At 42.2% G+C, this 17,968-nt stretch carries 10 protein-coding genes and 1 pseudogene; 6 read left to right on the top strand and 5 right to left on the bottom strand.

Going from position 1 to position 17,968, the window contains the following annotated elements:
• The first annotated feature begins 1,588 nt into the window (after window positions 1–1,588).
• Window positions 1,589–2,608, top strand: a complete 1,020-nt coding sequence (locus tag LZD49_RS34690; protein ID WP_234673135.1) for a DNRLRE domain-containing protein — start codon at window positions 1,589–1,591, stop codon at window positions 2,606–2,608.
• 754 nt (window positions 2,609–3,362) lie between these two features.
• On the opposite strand, the gene LZD49_RS34685 is transcribed toward LZD49_RS34690, so the two are convergent.
• Window positions 3,363–3,683 carry a transposase gene (locus tag LZD49_RS34685; protein ID WP_234673133.1) on the bottom strand — a complete coding sequence of 107 codons (321 nt, stop codon included), beginning with the start codon at window positions 3,681–3,683 and terminating at the stop codon, window positions 3,363–3,365.
• Window positions 3,625–3,780 carry a hypothetical protein gene (locus LZD49_RS36275; RefSeq protein ID WP_409021381.1) on the bottom strand — a complete coding sequence of 52 codons (156 nt, stop codon included), beginning with the start codon at window positions 3,778–3,780 and terminating at the stop codon, window positions 3,625–3,627. Before LZD49_RS36275 ends, LZD49_RS34685 begins: the two co-directional genes overlap by 59 nt.
• On the opposite strand from LZD49_RS36275, the gene LZD49_RS34680 reads away from it, so the two are divergent.
• Window positions 3,743–3,979 carry a hypothetical protein gene (locus LZD49_RS34680; RefSeq protein ID WP_234673131.1) on the top strand — a complete coding sequence of 79 codons (237 nt, stop codon included), beginning with the start codon at window positions 3,743–3,745 and terminating at the stop codon, window positions 3,977–3,979. The genes LZD49_RS36275 and LZD49_RS34680 overlap by 38 nt on opposite strands.
• 27 nt (window positions 3,980–4,006) lie before the next feature.
• On the opposite strand, the pseudogene LZD49_RS36270 reads toward LZD49_RS34680, so the two are convergent.
• The 3 genes and pseudogenes from LZD49_RS36270 to LZD49_RS34670 form a co-directional block, all read right to left on the bottom strand.
• A pseudogene (locus tag LZD49_RS36270) lies at window positions 4,007–4,093 on the bottom strand (hypothetical protein); the annotation flags it as partial.
• Between the two features lie 165 nt (window positions 4,094–4,258).
• Entirely contained in the window at window positions 4,259–4,690 is a 432-nt protein-coding gene (locus tag LZD49_RS34675) for a hypothetical protein (RefSeq protein ID WP_234673129.1), read from the bottom strand.
• Window positions 4,691–4,799: 109 nt separating this feature from the next.
• A complete protein-coding gene (locus LZD49_RS34670) occupies window positions 4,800–7,118 on the bottom strand; it encodes a gliding motility-associated C-terminal domain-containing protein (protein WP_234673127.1) in 2,319 nt (772 codons plus the stop codon).
• 235 nt (window positions 7,119–7,353) lie between these two features.
• Between LZD49_RS34670 and LZD49_RS34665 the strand changes: the two genes are divergently transcribed.
• From LZD49_RS34665 to LZD49_RS34650, 4 genes are all read left to right on the top strand, one after another.
• Complete coding sequence (locus tag LZD49_RS34665) at window positions 7,354–10,527, top strand: RHS repeat domain-containing protein (protein WP_234673126.1); 3,174 nt, start codon at window positions 7,354–7,356, stop codon at window positions 10,525–10,527.
• A 13-nt stretch (window positions 10,528–10,540) separates the two neighbouring features.
• On the top strand, window positions 10,541–10,963 hold the full coding sequence (locus LZD49_RS34660) for a hypothetical protein (RefSeq protein WP_234673124.1): 423 nt from the start codon (window positions 10,541–10,543) through the stop codon (window positions 10,961–10,963).
• 132 nt (window positions 10,964–11,095) lie between these two features.
• Entirely contained in the window at window positions 11,096–13,780 is a 2,685-nt protein-coding gene (locus tag LZD49_RS34655; RefSeq protein WP_234673122.1) for an SdrD B-like domain-containing protein, read from the top strand.
• Between the two features lie 63 nt (window positions 13,781–13,843).
• On the top strand, window positions 13,844–17,968 hold a 4,125-nt coding region (locus LZD49_RS34650; protein WP_234673120.1), incomplete at its 3' end, for a hypothetical protein.

Here is a 17,968-nt window from a genome sequence, read left to right as displayed (position 1 = left end):
ACCACATCAAGCACTTGGCTTTTTAACACCGAATGAGTTTAAACAAACGGGATAAGCTCTATTCAGCAATTGATCACCCAAAAGGGGATAACACATGAATAGGACTTGTTTTCCTGATGGCTTCAATCGCCACTTTGGCTTTGAAGCTCGCGCTGAATTTTCTACGCTCCTTTTTCATAGTCAACTACTAATTTAAAAATTTAAGTAGCTGTCCAGATATTCGGGAGTATTATATAGTTAGGCAGTAGAACAATTGCCCGGATATTTTCTGAATGCTCTGAAATTAAATCAGATTGTTCATAATAGAGTTTGTTGTGCGGAAATTCTGTAGCTAACGAGGTTTATATATATAACTGACAGTGCAGTTGCTAGCCTAGGCACAGTCGACATGGATAGGCACTGCGAATTCAGGAAACAGAATACTGTATTTCGGAGTCAGTAAGGAAAGTATCTGGGCGGCTGGGATCTTTAGCTGGTTCTTTCCAACACTTGAACGCTCGCTTAGTATGAATACTATCATTCTTATTAAAAAGGTAGCATTTAAACTAGACCTATGTAAAATAAATACTTCAAATTTTTTGCTTTGTATAATTAAGTTTTTCTATATTTACTACAAGTTACAAGTATTACAATTGTTAGTTCTTTTATATGGACTGATAAAGTAGCCCGCACCCATCAAGATTCTTTATTCGAGTCGCCACCGTTTCGATGCATCGCAATTTTATGCTTCGACGTGAACATCCATTCGTTTAAGGCATGAATCGCAATCCCAACATTATTTTTATCGTATTGGCTCGCGCCACGGTAACCGGCTTGATCCTGCGTATTCTGGCTAACTTAAGCAGGTCGGAGAGACTAGCGCTAATATTAAAGTATTTAGTTTATACAACAAATAAATGCGTAGAACAAGAAGGGAATTCTTCTGTGTATTGCCGAACCATTCAATAAAACAAGAAAAACATATAACACGATAGAATTTCCTCTTTCGTGGAAATGAACTTAAATTTTAAATTGATTCCATGTTGAAATGTTAAACCTATTCGCATACATGAAAAAACATTTTCGTTGTCTCTCCTCTATGCTGCCAGATATCCGTTCACCATCTGGTAGATTATTGCGAAAAGAAGAGTTAAAATAGATTTTAACGTCAATCAGAAATGAAGCTAATAGCTTTTTGAGCTGCTAGACTACAATGTTTCAAACCTTGCAGTTGTTTAGTAATGCGCCAAACCATTTCTATTGTCCATTGATAGTTACAATTTCCAATGACTCTCCCTACCACGTAGAGTTTGAGTGATGACACCTAATTCCTGTGCTGTTCCGACTAATAATTTCACTTCTGGTTTACCTCTCTTCGTGTATAAATACATTTGACGAATCTGATTATCCAAAGGCAAGTTAAATTATTTCAACAACTATGAAACTATTCAGTTGTATGGACTCCAATATTTCAAGATAGCATCCGAATTTTCTATCGGCAGGTAGGGCAATACATATATTGTAGAAATGCCATAATCTAATCGACGCCCAGACAAATTTGGCTGTAAAAGTCCTAATATCACTGCGTGTTTCTCAAACTCAATGTATTATGAAGCACTTTGCAAAATTTTCATGCTTATTTTTATTTTTAATAGCGTATTCAAACACGTCTATCGGTCAGATCACGTATTCTATGAAACCTGACGCTTGTCGGGGAATAGATGCGAGGGTAATTACTATTGGGGGATTAACTGCCCCTGGTAATACTAACTATGGGAATTTTGGGTATTTCGTAGCTTCCACCTGGACCTACGGAGATATAGGAGGTGGAACAGGTGTAACTCGATCTTACATAGAATTTACTGATTTACGAAATGTACCCCAGGGGGCAGTCATATCCTCTGCGACACTGTACTTATATGGACCAACATCAGACCCTATTGCTCCTTCCGGCAATACTGGCGATGCCGCTTATCTACAACGAGTCACCTCGAGTTGGGGAGAGTCTAGTATAACAGGAAACACGCAACCTTCTTTCACCACGACGAATCAAGTGACTGTACCGGGAAATACCAGCTACTCGAATGTTACCTTAAATGTTACTTCGCTTGTCCAAGATGTTGTGAACCTCCCTGCTGCGCAACGGTATGGTTTTCGTATGCAGTTGCAGTCGGAAACTACCTATAAATGGCTTTCGTTTGCTAGCAGCGATTATCCCGACGCATCCAGACGCCCGAGACTCGATGTGACATTTACTTTTTGTCCATCAGCACTGCGCTCCACTGAAAATCAAACCCCGTCTGGTAGTGACGACTACCCTGCAGACAAAATTAGTTCGGATAGGTTAAAGGAGTTTCAAGATGACTCTTTTCCATTGACCGTTTCACCAAATCCCGCTCAGGCTGTATTGAATATAGATTTCGAGCTTCCCGGAGTAGCGGATGCTAAGGTTACTATTCTTTCGCAGAGTTCCGGAAAGGTTTTAAAAATAGTCCCTATAAGCAAAGGTGATAGAAAGCGGCATCTTGAAGTTCCAATAGATCCTGCTTTTAAATCAGAAAGTGCAATATTACTTAGAATTGAACAAGGCGGAGCAACTTCTATCCGAAAGGTTGTTATCGTTAAATAAATAACGATAAAGCTTTACATGAAAAAGGGCTCTGCGAAGTGTCTGTTGCCTAACAAATGGCTGAATAAATCAATTTGCAAAGCAATGAGATTTATTCAGCCATTTGCTTTTTGGAATATTAGATAAGAGTACCCGGTCAGAGCTCGTACTACCCTTGCCGGTACAGGCTGTCTGCCAGTGTCAAGGCGCCGATCATATGCAATCTGGATGATGTGCGTTTTGTGTGTTTAACTAAAATGATCCTCATCGTCTTCGTTAGACGGGTAAACCACTGCAGCTTTGATTACCGCCATGTTGGCAGGGCTACCTCCCTTTATGTAGATACTGCCCCTGGCAAGGGCGTAAACGTCTCATCGTCGACGTTTTCACTTTGCATCCTAGTAACGACAGAATCCTTTCAAGTTCTGCTGGATCGTATATTATTTAGGTTGAGAAAATCTTCAATAAGTTTTTTACGCAATTGATAACAGAAAGGCTGGGTTTACTGTGCAGTAAGATGTCCGAGATAATCTCAAACCTGCACAATCACTAGCATAGCGGCCAATCAGTGATTTTTAATGCTATCAGGTATCACCGAAAAAAGGAGTTAGCACCTCACGTGCCTTTTAGCCAAAGCCATAGAACAATCAGGCAGACATGTGTACGATATTTTCAGTGGTAGAGTTTGTTTATATATAAAACCATCGTTTACCCCTGAACATTTCTTTGGCTTTTTAGCACTTCGCTTCGGGCCAACCTGTAAGTACCCCGTTTCTCAGACAGTCATTTGTTGCTGAATTTCCTTTTTCACCAGCGATTCCTTCCATTCAAATGGTGTCAAATTGCCCAGCTCTTCGTGTGGTCGTCGCTGGTTATATTCTTCAATCCATTCAGCTGTTAATTGCCTGACCTGATCTAGGTCGAAGAACAAATATGCGTCTAATACAGCTTCCCGGTACAGTCGGTTAAATCGTTCGATATAGCCGTTTTGGGTTGGTTTCCCGGGCTGTATATACCTGGTTTCAATCCCTTTCTCCTCACACCAGATCGCAAAATCTTTCGAGCGGCCCGCCGCAGCGGGTGAATTCCGGCCCATTGTCCGATCGAATTGCCCTTGGAAAGCCGCTACTTTTGCCGATCCGATTTAGGGTTCGGATGATCCGTTTCGAAGAAAGTGACGTATCGACGTCTATATCCAGAGCTTCCCGTGAGCAATCGTCGATAACATTAAACCCGGGCGGCCGGTGCGGTGCGAAACTTGCGGTTACCAATCATACAATCGCTCATGAAATCGACGCTCCAAACTTCGTTTACCTGCTCTGGCTGGACCAGAGGTTGCCTGACCCGGTCAGGAAATCTCCGTTTTCCTTTTCGCCGCTTATTCAGCTTTAAAACTTGATAAATGCGGTGAACTCGCTTATGATTCCACGGCTTGCCAGATCTGCGCAGGTAGGCAAAAAGTTTCCTAAATCCGTATGAAGGATGTTTGAATGCCAGGTCTTGCAACGACTCAATCAGAACTGGTCGAAAGCCACCTTACAGGGCAGATTTTTCTGGTTCCCTCGATAATTGACATGAAGCGTTTTCGAGACGAAATGTTCGAAGAAAATCTTAAGACTAGACGTTAGAAAATCTAATCCTACCGACAAATCAAATCTTCTTTAATTCTGACTATCTGAGGTATAACGTGTTTGAGATAGACTTAGAACCAGATTTATCTGAAAGTTTCAAATCATAAGTAAGCCAGTTTCTGTCTAATTTTGCTGTACCTGTCATTTTGCCTACGGAACTTCCAGACCTGAATTCATTATCCAATATAATGAGTTTGGCAGATTCAACTAGCACATTGTCAACGTATATAGCGGAAGATTGTTTTTGCTCTGGATTGCTGGTGGAAGATCTTTCCTCTTCAATTACAATGTTAATATGATTATTATCTTTCGGAGTAATTGCCCACGCCGTGATTAATAGAGTGTCGCCGCTTTGCTCGCTCGTGGTAAAGCGACCCTGCCAGAACGGGGCCCAATTGGCTTTGATGTCCTCATCCTTGGAACATGAAAACAAGAAAGATAAGAGAAGAAAAAAAAGTGTACAATTTTTCATTTTACGAAGGATTGAAAAAATAAAAACATATAAGACTCGACGTGCTGATGATATCTAATAAGGCTGCCTTTTGCTACGTGTTGTCAGTTCTATTGATCTGTACATAATATTATCTAATTAACAATAGGCTTCCTTTAATCGCGACAATTGAGGGATTCAGTTTGATGACATAAGGGTATGCTCCGGGAGCAAGCGGCTGGCCATGTAGATTTCCGTCAAACGGTTTTTGATAACCTTTAGAGACATAGACTATTCTTCCCCATCGATCAAATATAGCTACCTCAACATTTGGATAAAGGGCTAATCCCTGCAAAACCCATGTATCGTTGATGTTATCTTGATTTGGTGTAAATGCATCAGGGATTAGTAGGGGATGGGTTACTCTTACTCTTACTTGATCTTGTGAAGTACAGCCGTTGCTATCTGTTACTGTCAAATGGTATTCGGAATCCTGCAATGGCGTTACAATTGGATCAGATCTACTTGGATCATCCAGACCCTGCACTGGGTCCCATATGTAAGAAAGGCCATTTATGAAATCGGCACCAATCGTACTACTTTCTCGCTCCCGCACAAAAATATCTTTGCCTGCATCAGCTTCTGGTGAAGGGTAAACTACTACGGTTGTCTTTGCGGATTTGGTGCAGGACGATACTTTTGAAGTCGTATAAGTAATTTCGTGAGTTCCCGGGCCGGCCTTCTCGGGTAAAAAATGATCCCCGTCAATTCCAACGCCGGAAAAAGATCCGCCTCCAGGGATGGCATTTAGTGGGATGGGAGCAGATGTTTCACAGATAGGGATAATTGGTTCAATCTCAATGTCAGTTTCGGCAAGTTGCAAAATTTCAAGATCATTTGAAGTATTGACGCAACCGACCGAGTCCGTAACAGAGACTTTGTAGATCCCAGGCTTATCAACATTTAACGTTGAACCTGCTGATGTTATAGCCAGACCATTTTTGTACCACAAATACTGATAATCGGATCTTTGAGTGGATGACAGAAATATCGAATCCCCGGGGCAAATGCTCGTCACAGCATCTAACGATGTAAGTGTAATTGGCGTACCTGGACTTTCCATTACTAAAATTGAGTCAGAAAGCGATTTGCAGCCATTGACGTTATCAGTTATAACTGCCGAGTAAACCCCTGGGCGGTTGGCAACAATTGAGTCAGTTGTGGCGGCGAGTTGCGTGCCGTCTTGGAACCATTGATATGAATAATGCTTGCTTTGCATGGCACGTAGCATTACTTTGCCAACTGGTTCGCAAATGACTGGCTTGCCGTCTATTGTTATATTGAACTTTGATTGAGTTACATTGATGGTTACCACGTCCGAGCGACCTGTTTTTGAGCAACTTCCTGATAGAGAAGTGATAAGCTGATACTGTCCTGATTGAGTAACATTAAGCTCCTCAGAATTTGCGCCTTCAATATTTTTACCGTCTTTTTTCCATTGATAGTTCCAGTGGCTATTCCTGACCGAAGTCAATAGTGCGGTTTTACCATTACATATAGAGAAATCAGTGCCGATTTGACCATTTGTTCTCACGATCGGATCGGGTGGAGCCACTGGAGGACAATCAACAACATAGAATTGATAGTCTCGTTGTACAGAACCAATTATTTCCCCATTTCTTTTCTCATGAACAACTACAGAGAGCACGAATAACCCTAACTGATTTGGAATGACGAAAAGTTCACCTGTTTGGGGGTTGATTCTTAACGAAGGATTACCCGGGATGGCATTCACAGCGCTGTATCCGGGCTGCCACATAGCGCCGGATCCGGATAACGAGTTATATCCACTCGGGTCCTGAAGAGCGTAACTAAGTTCGTCGCCATCGGCATCCACAGCATCAAAAGGAAAGTAAAACGGTTCGCCGGCACAGATATAGGCGCCGTCCAGGTCTGCGAACGACGGAGATGAATCCAAAAAAGGTTTGCCTGACTTGGTGAGCGGTGGGAAATAGGTCTGTAGAAAAGTACTCGTATTTAAAGGGTCCTTCAAATTTACAATCGAGCCGTTCCGGCAACAGTTAGTCCAGTGCAGGTAATAGCCTTCCGCATCGGCAAATTTTGACGGGTCGAAAGTTACGTCGGCCTCGTAATAGGCTAGGAGCGTATTTAACCTCCTCGTTTCAGTACACGTTTCGTTTTCATATAGAAGATTCTTTGTGCGTAGAAGAGGGAGGTAGACCGTTTCGAGAACACTGTCATTACGTTTTGCTTTCACTGATATAAAATGTGATGACTCGGCATCAGTTGTACCGGCGAGATCGAGATATGTTTTCAGCGTAATCCGGTACTTTCCGGGAATGTTCGCCAAAGCCCTAAACTCTATATTTCCTCCCATGATGTGAGTAGCCTGACAGTACAACGCAAATTTGAAGAAAGCGAAAATCAGAATGAAGAATTTCAGGCGCATAAATTTAGAGGCAAGGGCATATTTGCGTTTGTCACATTCCCACATTCTTCACGGAGAATACGGGAAGTCTTGATGGACTCCAATAGATTGCTCAATCTAGAAGTAGTTTGTTTAGGACTATGCGCAAAAGTACAACTAGTTAAAAAAAAATCAGAATAAATCGTTTTAATCTTGTTTTAAGAAGTTATGTTTGTAACCGATTATAAATCACTAATAGATTACTCCATCCTCTAAAATGAAGTGTTCCATTCTGTCATTGATGGCGGTGCTTTGTGCATTGTCAGCTGATAAATCGTGGTCTCAAAGTGCTACTGAAAATTATGTACTCACCAGAACGTATAAAGTAAAGGGTGCGTCGATAGAATCAGGTACAAATTATTGGGGTACCCCTCTTCAAGTACAAACCCAGATATCATACTTAGATGGTTTGGGAAAACCAAAGCAAACAGTCATAGTGTCGGGCAATCCTAATCAAAAGGATTTGGCAACAGCTACCAGTTATAACTCGGTTTTTTTGCCTGAGAAAAATTATTTGCCGGTTTCACAGACTCCTGCTGATGGTACATTGAAAGCGGTTAATACTTCATACTATAATAATGTCGGAACAGAGAACGTCGGAAGCCCTACGACATTTGCCTGGACTCAAACCATATACGATCAGTCGCCGTTAGCTCGTAAAGTCGAGGAGAAAGCTCCAGGAATCGCGGCAGATGCTAAGGGTAGGAGAATGAAATACATGGTTTACAGCAACGATAAACATCAGAGTGTTGTGAGATACTTTCTTAATGCTAACGGTTCTCTGAATGTTTCAAATGTGTATGCAGATAGCACTTTGACCGTTCTCGAGACACGTGACGAGAATGATAAAATGGTTGAGGAGTTTACTGATCGCAATGGTAGAGTAATACTTAAACGCGTAGGCGGACAAGAATACACATACTACGTCTACAATGAGAAAGGACAATTAGTGTATGTTCTGCAACCGCAGTTTCAAGAGGGTAATGAGTTATTAGCCAACAAATTAAATAATTTTGCCTTCCAATATACGTATAATGCAAAAGGGCTAGTCGTAAGCAAACGCGTTCCAGGTCAAGGTACCTCTATCTTGTCCTACGATGATCGAGATAGGCTTGAATATCTGGTTGATGCGAAGAGTCAGCGATTCTATTATAAATATGATGACTTGAATAGGCAAACAGAGGCGGGGACGGGGATGAAAGGTAGTTCAGAAAAGCCGTTTCTTAAGACGAAGTATGACGACTATACTGGGATAACCACAGAATTTAATAACTCAGTGTTCAATTTGACCGACGATGACCATTATATAGGTAGTCCCAAAGCGGATTCAAAAAAAGGCCTTGTCACTCAGATTACAGCAAAGGTATTGGATGGCAGTTCTACCGAGACCTGGATCAATACAGTGATGTTTTATGACAAAAAAGGGCGACTTGTTCAGAAACACCGCACTATTCCTCAATTGGGTTCACAGGGGCGTGAGGTGGTTACTTATAAACTGGATTTTGTTGGAAATATATTGGAAGAGCGAACGGAGCAGTTTACCAATTTGGTTAATTATCGCCTAGACAAAGTGTTTGTATATGATCATCAAAACAGATTGAGAAGGGCAAAGCATACATTGTATGAAGTCGAGGGCGATGTTGCAACTGTTAAAAAGACCTATAAACATGTTGCTAATATATACAACGAGATCGGGCTTCTGGGAAAAAAGTTTTTTCACAAACCTGTGCCGGCAACCTCCGCTTCTACCTATATGCAAGAGCTAAACTACAAATACACTCCACGAAGCTGGGTTTCAGGTGTTACCAATAATGCAGGTAAAAGGTACCAGCTAGCTCTGAATTATAACGTTAACGGTAACATCAGTAACTTCTCATGGCAAACTCAAGGTTTTGCGGGGAGTTTTGGGACAATTTCATACGATGAGTCAAACCGGATTTCTGAGGCAAGCGGGCCAACCTATAAGGAAATTGGCATTAAGTATGATAAAAATGGTAACATCACTAAATTGAAGCGAGAGGGCCCCGCAACAGATGATCTAACATATAATTATAATGGTAATGGTAACAGACTTACCGAGATTGTTAACTCGGGAGGTAATAGTGTAGGTGTCAAGAGCGGGACTAGCAGTTTTGGGTATGACAATAATGGCAATTTGATTTCCGATGGGAATAAAGGAGCAGTTATCGCCTATAATATTTTAAACCTGCCGTCACAGGTGAGTCGTTCCAATCCGTCACGATCGGTTATTTACCTGTATGATGGGGAAGGTAATAAGCTGCAAATGGATGCGGTGGGGAGTATTACCGTTTATGCCAGCGGATTTGAATATAAAACTGATGGTACTTTGCTACGAATTGGTTTGGAAGAAGGGCAACTGGTTAGGACAAATGCCGGTGCGTATGAATTGAATTATTATCTGCAAGATCATTTGGGTAACGTACGAATGGTGTTGAAGGAGGATGGAACGGTTTTGCAAGAGACTGAGTATTATGCATTTGGGTTACCAATCATTAAGAATGGTAACGCTACAAGCAATAAGTATCTTTTTAACGGTAAGGAGATTCAGCCAGAAATTGGTGTTTTTGATTTCCACGCCAGAATGTATGATGCCTCTATTGGGAGATCTTTCCAAGTCGATCCTTTGGCGGAGAATTATTACTCTTGGTCTCCGTATGGATGGGTAATGAATAATCCACTCAAGCTGAGGGATCCAACGGGTATGTTTAGTACCCACACCGATGAAAACGGAGTCGTCGTTGCAGTTTATGATGACGGAGATTTGGGGGTCTACAAACACGAGGGAGATACGAAGGAGGCAAAGGCGAGCGTCGCAAAAGAGTATAGTAAAAAGGAAACGAGTGCGGGAGGAGAGAAAATGGGGGAAAGTTTACATTCGTTGAGCTTTGCTAATCAAAGCGTTTATAATGAAACCGGCAAGGTGGTAGAGCAAAGTGGTATGAAAATAGACTTTGGATCAAATCGGTTGACAAGGGAAGTCGAGAATATAATTAGATCGAGCACTTCGGTTGTTGAGTATGCTCTCAAAGCGCGTTCTAATCATGAATGGGATTTGAAAAGTCAGGTTGACAATGGGTCTCTTCTTCATGGAAGGTATGCATCACCTAGGGACGCTGGTAACTTTGCAGCTGGGGCAATTGCGGCGTCATCAGCAATGGAGCCAGTAGTGCAGTTCGGGTTCGGAGCGTATAATTTAACAGGGAATAAAATATTCCCAACAGCCGCCCTTACATTGGCAACTGGATTACTGACTCTTGCGCAGCCTGCCGTAGGGATGACGGCGGGATATCTTATTGGTAGATTCGGAGAAGACAGGCTGTCGCAGCGCTCAATAGACATTGGAAAACGTTTTATTAATAATAGAAAATAGAATCATTGTACTCATGAGATTGTCGATCTGTTTTATAGTATCATTGATTTTATTTTCATCATGTGAAACTGATGTCGTGGTAACCTATGAGTATGAGGGGACTACTATAAAGAGAGTCGATGAGAGTGATATTTCTACATTTTACTACGGTAATATTTCTGAGGAATCTCCCAAAATATGGGCTAAGTATTCCGGAATTAATGATGGATTTTCTGGTTTTCTGGTTTTTGAAGGCAAGGGTAGGGTAAAATTAACGTCGAGCGATGGCTATTTTCAATATGCTAATATTGACACGTCTAGGTTTTATTTTGAGACAATACAGTTAAACTATCCTAAACTTGGTAAAGGCGTTTACCGCATTAAGCTGGCGACTAGATATGAAAGAAGAGACAACGAAAATACAGGAAGTGGCATTACAGCGACCTATGAGGAGTAAAACCTTGTCGGTTGCGAGCGTGATATACTTATTTGGGATTTCTAGCTGTCTGTCTAACCGTCCTATGGAGCTTTGAAAAGATGTTGTCAATCTATTCTTTAAATGATTTGAAACTTAATAAGCCATTATAATATGCAGGTTAAACTGTTTTGTTTTATTATATTACTTGTTCCTGTTTTTACAGTTTGTTTTGGACAAACGTCGGAAGATTCGACTGGGGGTGCTAATGTTTACAAATCTGTGAAACTGGTCGAGGCGCGAAATAAATACACTGTTAAGGTAACCGATCCTCGGGGCCATATTGTTTTACTTACACCTGGCGAAAAGATGATTACCTGTTGTGCTGGCCTTAGAGACGGTACGCCAATACGTGTCGAATTTACGAATATTGCCGAAGGTTTAGTTCCTCTTCCTGGTGAGTCTAAGGTACAATTTTTGAGAACTCCCGCTGATATCTCATTAAGGCTCTATAATCCATCAATGTATATTGGCGAGAATCCCAAGGCTGCGCAAGTAATTTATGCACAGGGATCCTTGAAAAACGATTCGATAGCTGCGATTTCTTCACTGGTTAGTTATTCTGCTATGGAGAAGGATAGCAATCGATATGTAGGCTTGGCCAAAGCGTTTCAGACAGGTTCAATATGGGGATTGGCCTACGACCGCCAACGAAAGATATTATTTTCGTCGGCTCTTGCCAAGCGGCACAGCGACTTGGGTAGCCTTGGTACCGGCGGAATTTATATGACCGATGTGACAAATAATAAAACTACACCTTTTATCAGCTTCGATGCTTTGGGCTTCCCTACTGGCCCAGTAATGGCGGATCGTAAGCTTAGTCAGGAATGGGGTATGGCTGATCACGATTCGTTAATGTTTTCGATGATAGGAAAAATCGGACTTGGAGGTTTAGATATTTCTGATGATAGTAGATTTCTTTACGCTGTTAATCTCTATGACCGATGTTTATATCGCATCAAATTGCATGCAGACGGGAGTTCGCCGACTGTTAGAGATGTAAAAAAATATGAATTACCTTTCAAAAGTTTCTCAGGTGGCAATGCGAGGCCTTTTGCTGTAAAATATCACAATGGAGAAGTATATTTAGGAGTGGTTTGTGATGCGGAACATTCACGAAAGGAGCAAGACCTTTGGGCATATCTGTATGCGATAGATGCCGATAAGAATGAGCCAAGTAGCGCTCGGTTTAGGGAGGTTAGTAAATTTGCTTTAAACTATCCGCGAGGCACAATCGACTACAATGTAAAAGGGTGGTATCCTTGGACAGACAATTATCTTCAGACTCTGGTACCTGGACAAACAGGTTGGATGATCTATCCTCAACCTATACTTGCCGACATGGAATTTGATGATGATGGTTCTATAATTGTAAGTTTAATGGATCGGCTAGGTCATCAGACGGGTGATGGGCGCTTTTATCGTTCTGGCTCGACCGAATCATTACGAGGGGCTCGTGGTGTTTCGGGGGGGGATGTGCTGCGTTTAAGTAAGCAAAAGAAAATTTATCGTCCAGAGGAGAACGGGGAAGCTGGTGCTCGTATATCAGAGGGACGTGAAAACGGTGAAGGCCCAGGGGGAGGAGAGTTTTATGTTAGCGACGGATTCTTTGACGCTGGTATCCAATGGCATCAGGAGACAGCTTCCGGAGGATTAGCAATCATATCAGATACCGAACGTTTACTGGTGTCCGTTAGAGAGCCTGATCGGCATTCTACAGGAGGGGTAAAGTGGTTTAGCAATCAGACAGGGAAGGCCACAAACGGATTTTCTATCTTCCCAGGTGGTATGTCGCCCGGATATTTCTGGAAGTCAAACAATGTGGGGGATATCGAGCTGATCACGCCGCTACCGGATACGGAGATAGGTGACCGTGTATGGATAGATAATAACGACAACGGGTTACAGGATGCAGATGAGCCCGTTTTGACGGGCATTGAGCTACAACTCTATCGTGGGTCGGAGTTGATTGGGACGACAGTTTCTGATCAAGATGGGCGTTATAATTTTAATAATCGAAACGTATTAGAAGGTCTCACGTCACGAACTGACTATGAGGTGCGTGTTGCTGCAAGACAGGGGAATAAAACATTAACTCCGACGGTTGCCAGACGAGGAAGTATTGAGTTGGATAGTGATGCGGTCGCCCATAAAGACGGTTACGCTGCGATATCTCTGGCGACTGGGAATCCAGGAGAGAATATTCACAACCTTGATTTCGGTTTTGTATGTCAGGATAAGCCTCGGACCATTGCGCGTGTTATGTGTTCCAATAATCAGCTGCAAGTGTTATTAAGTGATTACGAGCAAGAGCAAAGATATGATCTGACCAAGTCAAATTATTATGAAGGTGTTGCCGATTACGCTTCCGCAGAGAATATTGGCCAGAAAGGAATTATTGTAGAGTCAACGCTTCGCGAAAATGTTCCTTTTGAAGCCACTCTTCGGGTATTTGCACCATCCGGCTGTTATCAGGATCAATTTGTAACTTCAGCAAATCAGCCTGGATGCAATTTTATTCCCGAGAACAAGAGGCTAGAGACCCCCTATTCTGTGAGTATTTTTCCTAACCCATCGACGGGACCAGTACATTTTATATATCGCGGTAACACATCTGATGGCGATATCAAGGTGGATATCGCTGCACAAGATGGACGAGTCATTAAAACTTTTACATCTAAACTACAAGATGGATATCACCGGCAAGATCTCGACTTGGGGTCTTACACCACCGGTACTTACTTGTTGATCGTAAAAGAAGGCTCGCGACAAACTACCAAAAGTCTTGTCAAAAACTGATTAGTTTTGACGGGACATTGTAAATTCCCATATATCTCTATCTAGTAAATATTACCTATCCGGATGAATAATTTTATTTTCAAGACGTTAGCACGTCGGGGAGAGAATATAGCCCTATCGCTGTTAATAATTATACTTTTTGGGGCCGCCGGTTCAGTGAAAGCACAGTTTCAAAAGGTTGATGCGAGTATACCAAGTCCTAATGCAGCAACTCTTGGTTTGTACGGAGAAGTGCCTGTATCACTTTATACGGGAGTTCCAAATGTTGACATTCCGATTTACACCATTGATGACGGCAAAATTACAGTACCAATCAGTTTGAGTTATCATGCATCTGGGGTAAGGGCAAATCAGCATCCCGGATGGGTTGGACTAAATTGGAACCTAAATGCTGGGGGAAGTATCACCAGAGTTGTTAAGGGAGGGCTCGATGAATTCGCAAAAAATGGCTCGAATAATATCAAAGGTGGATACTATTATCGTAACGGAGCGCTAGCGGATACTAACTGGAATACAAGGGTCGGGATGGTAAATATTCTCAATAGCAAGTTATCCGGAGGCGGGCTTGTCGAATATGATACGGAACCAGACGAATTTGATTTTAGCTTCCTAGGGTACTCGGGGAAGTTTTATAGAAACCATTTAGGTGGTTGGCAGGTTCGGTCGGATTCTGATATCAAAATTGAAAACAGTCCAATGCTCGCTCTTCCCAGCGGCATGAATTTAAGCTCAGCAGATGCGCAAGAAACCTTTGGAGGGTTTGTGCTAACCACTGGCGATGGAATGAAGTTTTATTTTGGAGGCAATACATCATCTATTGAGTATACTACACTTTTTTTTGAGCAGAAAATAGATATTTGGATAGCCAATACTTGGCACTTGACAAAGATCGAGGCACCTGAGGGCTACTCTGTGATTTTCAACTATGCACCTCAAAGCGAAGGCAAATTCATCGCGTCTTTTAGCAATTCATTCGAGGGGGGAAGTACAAGAATAGACGTACCTTGGAATTACAGCTTTTCGACAATTAGTTCCGTCAATCAGTATTCTGGCTCTCTTATTCGTCCAGTTTACCTTTCGAAGATTACTTTTTCGAAAGGTTATATCGATTTCACCCGATCAAATACGACCGAGCTGAAATATCCGAGTCGAGTCATTGAAACATTTGTTGATTTTATTGGTACTAGTGCCGGACAAGTGAATTTTTCAGATGTGAAATGGCTTACTGATGCTTTCATTTATTTGACACCCGGCGGGCACTTAGGCTGGCCAAGCAACCTAAAGAGCCAAATTCCATTGATTATCGATAAATTAGTTTGGCAAAAACTTGATAATATAACTGTTAAACAGCGTGACAATAAAGTGATTCAAAGAATCGACTTTGATTACAACAACAACTCGACACAACGTTTGATGTTGAAAAACTTATCTTTCAGCAAAGATAACTGTAAAAATAATTACAAATTTAGTTATCATAATGCTGGAAATTTGCCTGAATATTTTGATGAATACGACCAAACGGACCATTGGGGTTTTTATAATGGAAATACGGCCTTTAAGTACAAAGACATAGGGGCTAATCTATCTAATTATTTCAATCACAAACAGCCATCTACTAATATAAATATACTAAATGCAGGCAGCCTTGATACGCTAACCTATCCGACGGGCGGCTTCACCAAATTCACCTATGAACCTCATACGATTTACAAGTATAAAATTGTTAATTCAGACGGTAGTCTTGGTCTCACCAATGCGAACGGACAGAATATTGGAGGTATTCGTGTAAAGGAGATTGAACATTTTGACGGGCAAAAATCAGCCAAAAAGACTTACACTTACATGTGGAATGGTGGTTCGAGTGGCATTGGAAGTGGCTTGCATCAGTATTTTATGACTTCTGTACAAGAGTATGTGAACATACAAGGTACATCAATGGGGACGTATACTAAAAACATTCTTTCCGTCAATAATACTTTGCCAATGAGCACAAACAGCTTGGGGAGCCATATTGGATATCGGCGGGTTAGAGAAACGAATTCAGACGGTAGCTATACGATTTACAATTATACCAACTTTGAATCGGACGACAAGACGCATATGGATGAGTGGATTCTTCCGGCAAACAAGTTCGGCTCAAGTGGAAATATCTACGACCCGCAAATTGACAAATCAGTTGAGCGAGGGAAGTTATTATCGCAAGAGGATTATGATGCGAATGGCATTGTTAGTAAAAAGACAATATCATACAAAAAAATTTCGGACGGATTTGTTCGAGCAGCAAAAGTGAATTCATACCAGTTTGCTGTGGGTACCAATAACCCAATCGTATCGTACATTGGTATTCCTTATGGTTATCATACATATCAGTACAAGGCAGATACTGTTACGTTATATACTTATGATGCTACCGACCGGAACAGGTTTGTTCGTGATCTGACAGTCAACTCATATAATAACATCGGTTTACTTTCGCAGTCCGAATCACACCGAGGTAATCAGAAGACGAAGACGATAAATAAATATACGTATGACTACCTGATACCATCCAATCCTACCGGTGAATACGCGGCTAGTATCAATACGATGAAGACCATTGGAATGAATGATGTTGTTGTAGAGCAACAAATTTGGAATAATGAAAATGGCTCTTATGGCTTGGTTGATGGCAACGTAAATCTTTTTAGGCGTTACAATGCAGCGGCACAATTTACTAACGTGCAGATTGAAAAGACGTATAGGCTCGCAAGTATTGTACCAGTGGCCAGTATTGATATATCCGAGGTGAAAACTGTCGGATTTACCTATGATAACGCCAAGTACTCTAACCTTGTTTTGGATTTCGGATCTGATAATGCGGCAGGTTATACTCAGAGGGGAGAACCCAAGCAGTATAAAGAATCTAACGGGATCTGGACTTATTTTAACTGGAATGAAGGGGATAGAGCTGGACTAATACAATCCAAACGAGTCGGTAACCATGAAACAACTTTCGATTACACTGACCCTTTGGTCGGTGTATCCAGGATAAATAATCTAAACCTTGGAACATTCACAGACTACATCTATGATGACTTCAACCGCTTGGAAGCCATTAAGGACTATCGTGGAAATCTTATCCAGTCTTACACTTATAATTTAAAGAATTCCACTGGCTGCGACGCAAAGCCCTCATTGATACCCTCTGCAATCTTGGATCCTGTGCCTGATACAGATGATGATTGTGTCGCGCCATCTAAGCCAATGATCACACGTACCGGAAGCAATACGACAGTATGTCTTAGTACGGGGCAGACGGTCAATTTGACTAGTAATGGCAGTGGCACGATAAAGTGGTACAGGGATGGGGCAGAGGTCGCTTCTGGTACGAGCATATCTTACACTGTGACAGTGCCTGGAAGTTATACGACAACTTCGATGGTAACCTCTGGGTGTCCGAGTGCTAGCTCTGATGCGTTTGTTGTTTCACAAACCTCCGGTTGTACTGGAGGCAACTGCGTAGTAAACAAGGTAAAGCTCGCTTTCCGCAGCCCTGGCGACTGCTGTATGGACCGTCTGAACGGTGCGAAACTTCAGGGCAGTAACAATGGCGGCAGCAGTTGGACAGATATTTACACTTTTTCAGCCAACGGGACAGGCAGTTATCAGGAGTTCACATTTAGTAACTCTACTTCCTATACATCCTTGCGCTTCGTTGCCAGCAGCACAGGCTGGGGTGAGTTGGCCGAGCTGGAATTCTATAACGGCACGACGAAACTGACCGGTACTGCTTTCGGTACTGGCAACTACGGACTTGCCTTTGACAATTCATTATCGACCAAATGGGAAGGCAGTTCAGTAGGTAATTCAAACGTGGCAGGCCTAAACTTAACTAGTTGCGGCGGACTTAACCCACCTTTGGTACAGAAGACCTCGGGGACAACAGCTTGTGTAGCCAGTAACCAGAAGGTAGTGCTGACCGCTTCGAACTGCTCGGGTAGCATTACCTGGTTCCGTGGTACCACGCAGGTCGGCACCGGTGTGACCTTGGAAACAAACGTGCCGGGTAATTACACGGCCAAATGTACCGTTGGCAGCCAGACCAGTGAATCCGCTGTGTTCAACGTAGGCGAGACTTCCGGTTGTGGTGTTGTGGGCAATTGCCTTGTGAACAAGGTGAAGCTGGTGTTCCGCAGCCCAAGTGACTGT

Source organism: Dyadobacter sp. CY261 (assembly GCF_021440085.1).
GTDB lineage: Bacteria > Bacteroidota > Bacteroidia > Cytophagales > Spirosomataceae > Dyadobacter.
This window is presented reverse-complemented; position numbering and strand designations above follow the sequence as displayed.

Bases quoted from the DNA above. Each gene is read 5' to 3' on its own strand.
- LZD49_RS34690 (WP_234673135.1), top strand. From the start codon at position 1,589: ATGAAGCACTTTGCAAAATTTTCATGCTTATTTTTATTTTTAATAGCG.
- LZD49_RS34685 (WP_234673133.1), bottom strand. From the start codon at position 3,683: ATGGGCCGGAATTCACCCGCTGCGGCGGGCCGCTCGAAAGATTTTGCG.
- LZD49_RS34680 (WP_234673131.1), top strand. From the start codon at position 3,743: ATGATCCGTTTCGAAGAAAGTGACGTATCGACGTCTATATCCAGAGCT.
- LZD49_RS34675 (WP_234673129.1), bottom strand. From the start codon at position 4,690: ATGAAAAATTGTACACTTTTTTTTCTTCTCTTATCTTTCTTGTTTTCA.
- LZD49_RS34670 (WP_234673127.1), bottom strand. From the start codon at position 7,118: ATGCGCCTGAAATTCTTCATTCTGATTTTCGCTTTCTTCAAATTTGCG.
- LZD49_RS34665 (WP_234673126.1), top strand. From the start codon at position 7,354: ATGAAGTGTTCCATTCTGTCATTGATGGCGGTGCTTTGTGCATTGTCA.
- LZD49_RS34660 (WP_234673124.1), top strand. From the start codon at position 10,541: ATGAGATTGTCGATCTGTTTTATAGTATCATTGATTTTATTTTCATCA.
- LZD49_RS34655 (WP_234673122.1), top strand. From the start codon at position 11,096: ATGCAGGTTAAACTGTTTTGTTTTATTATATTACTTGTTCCTGTTTTT.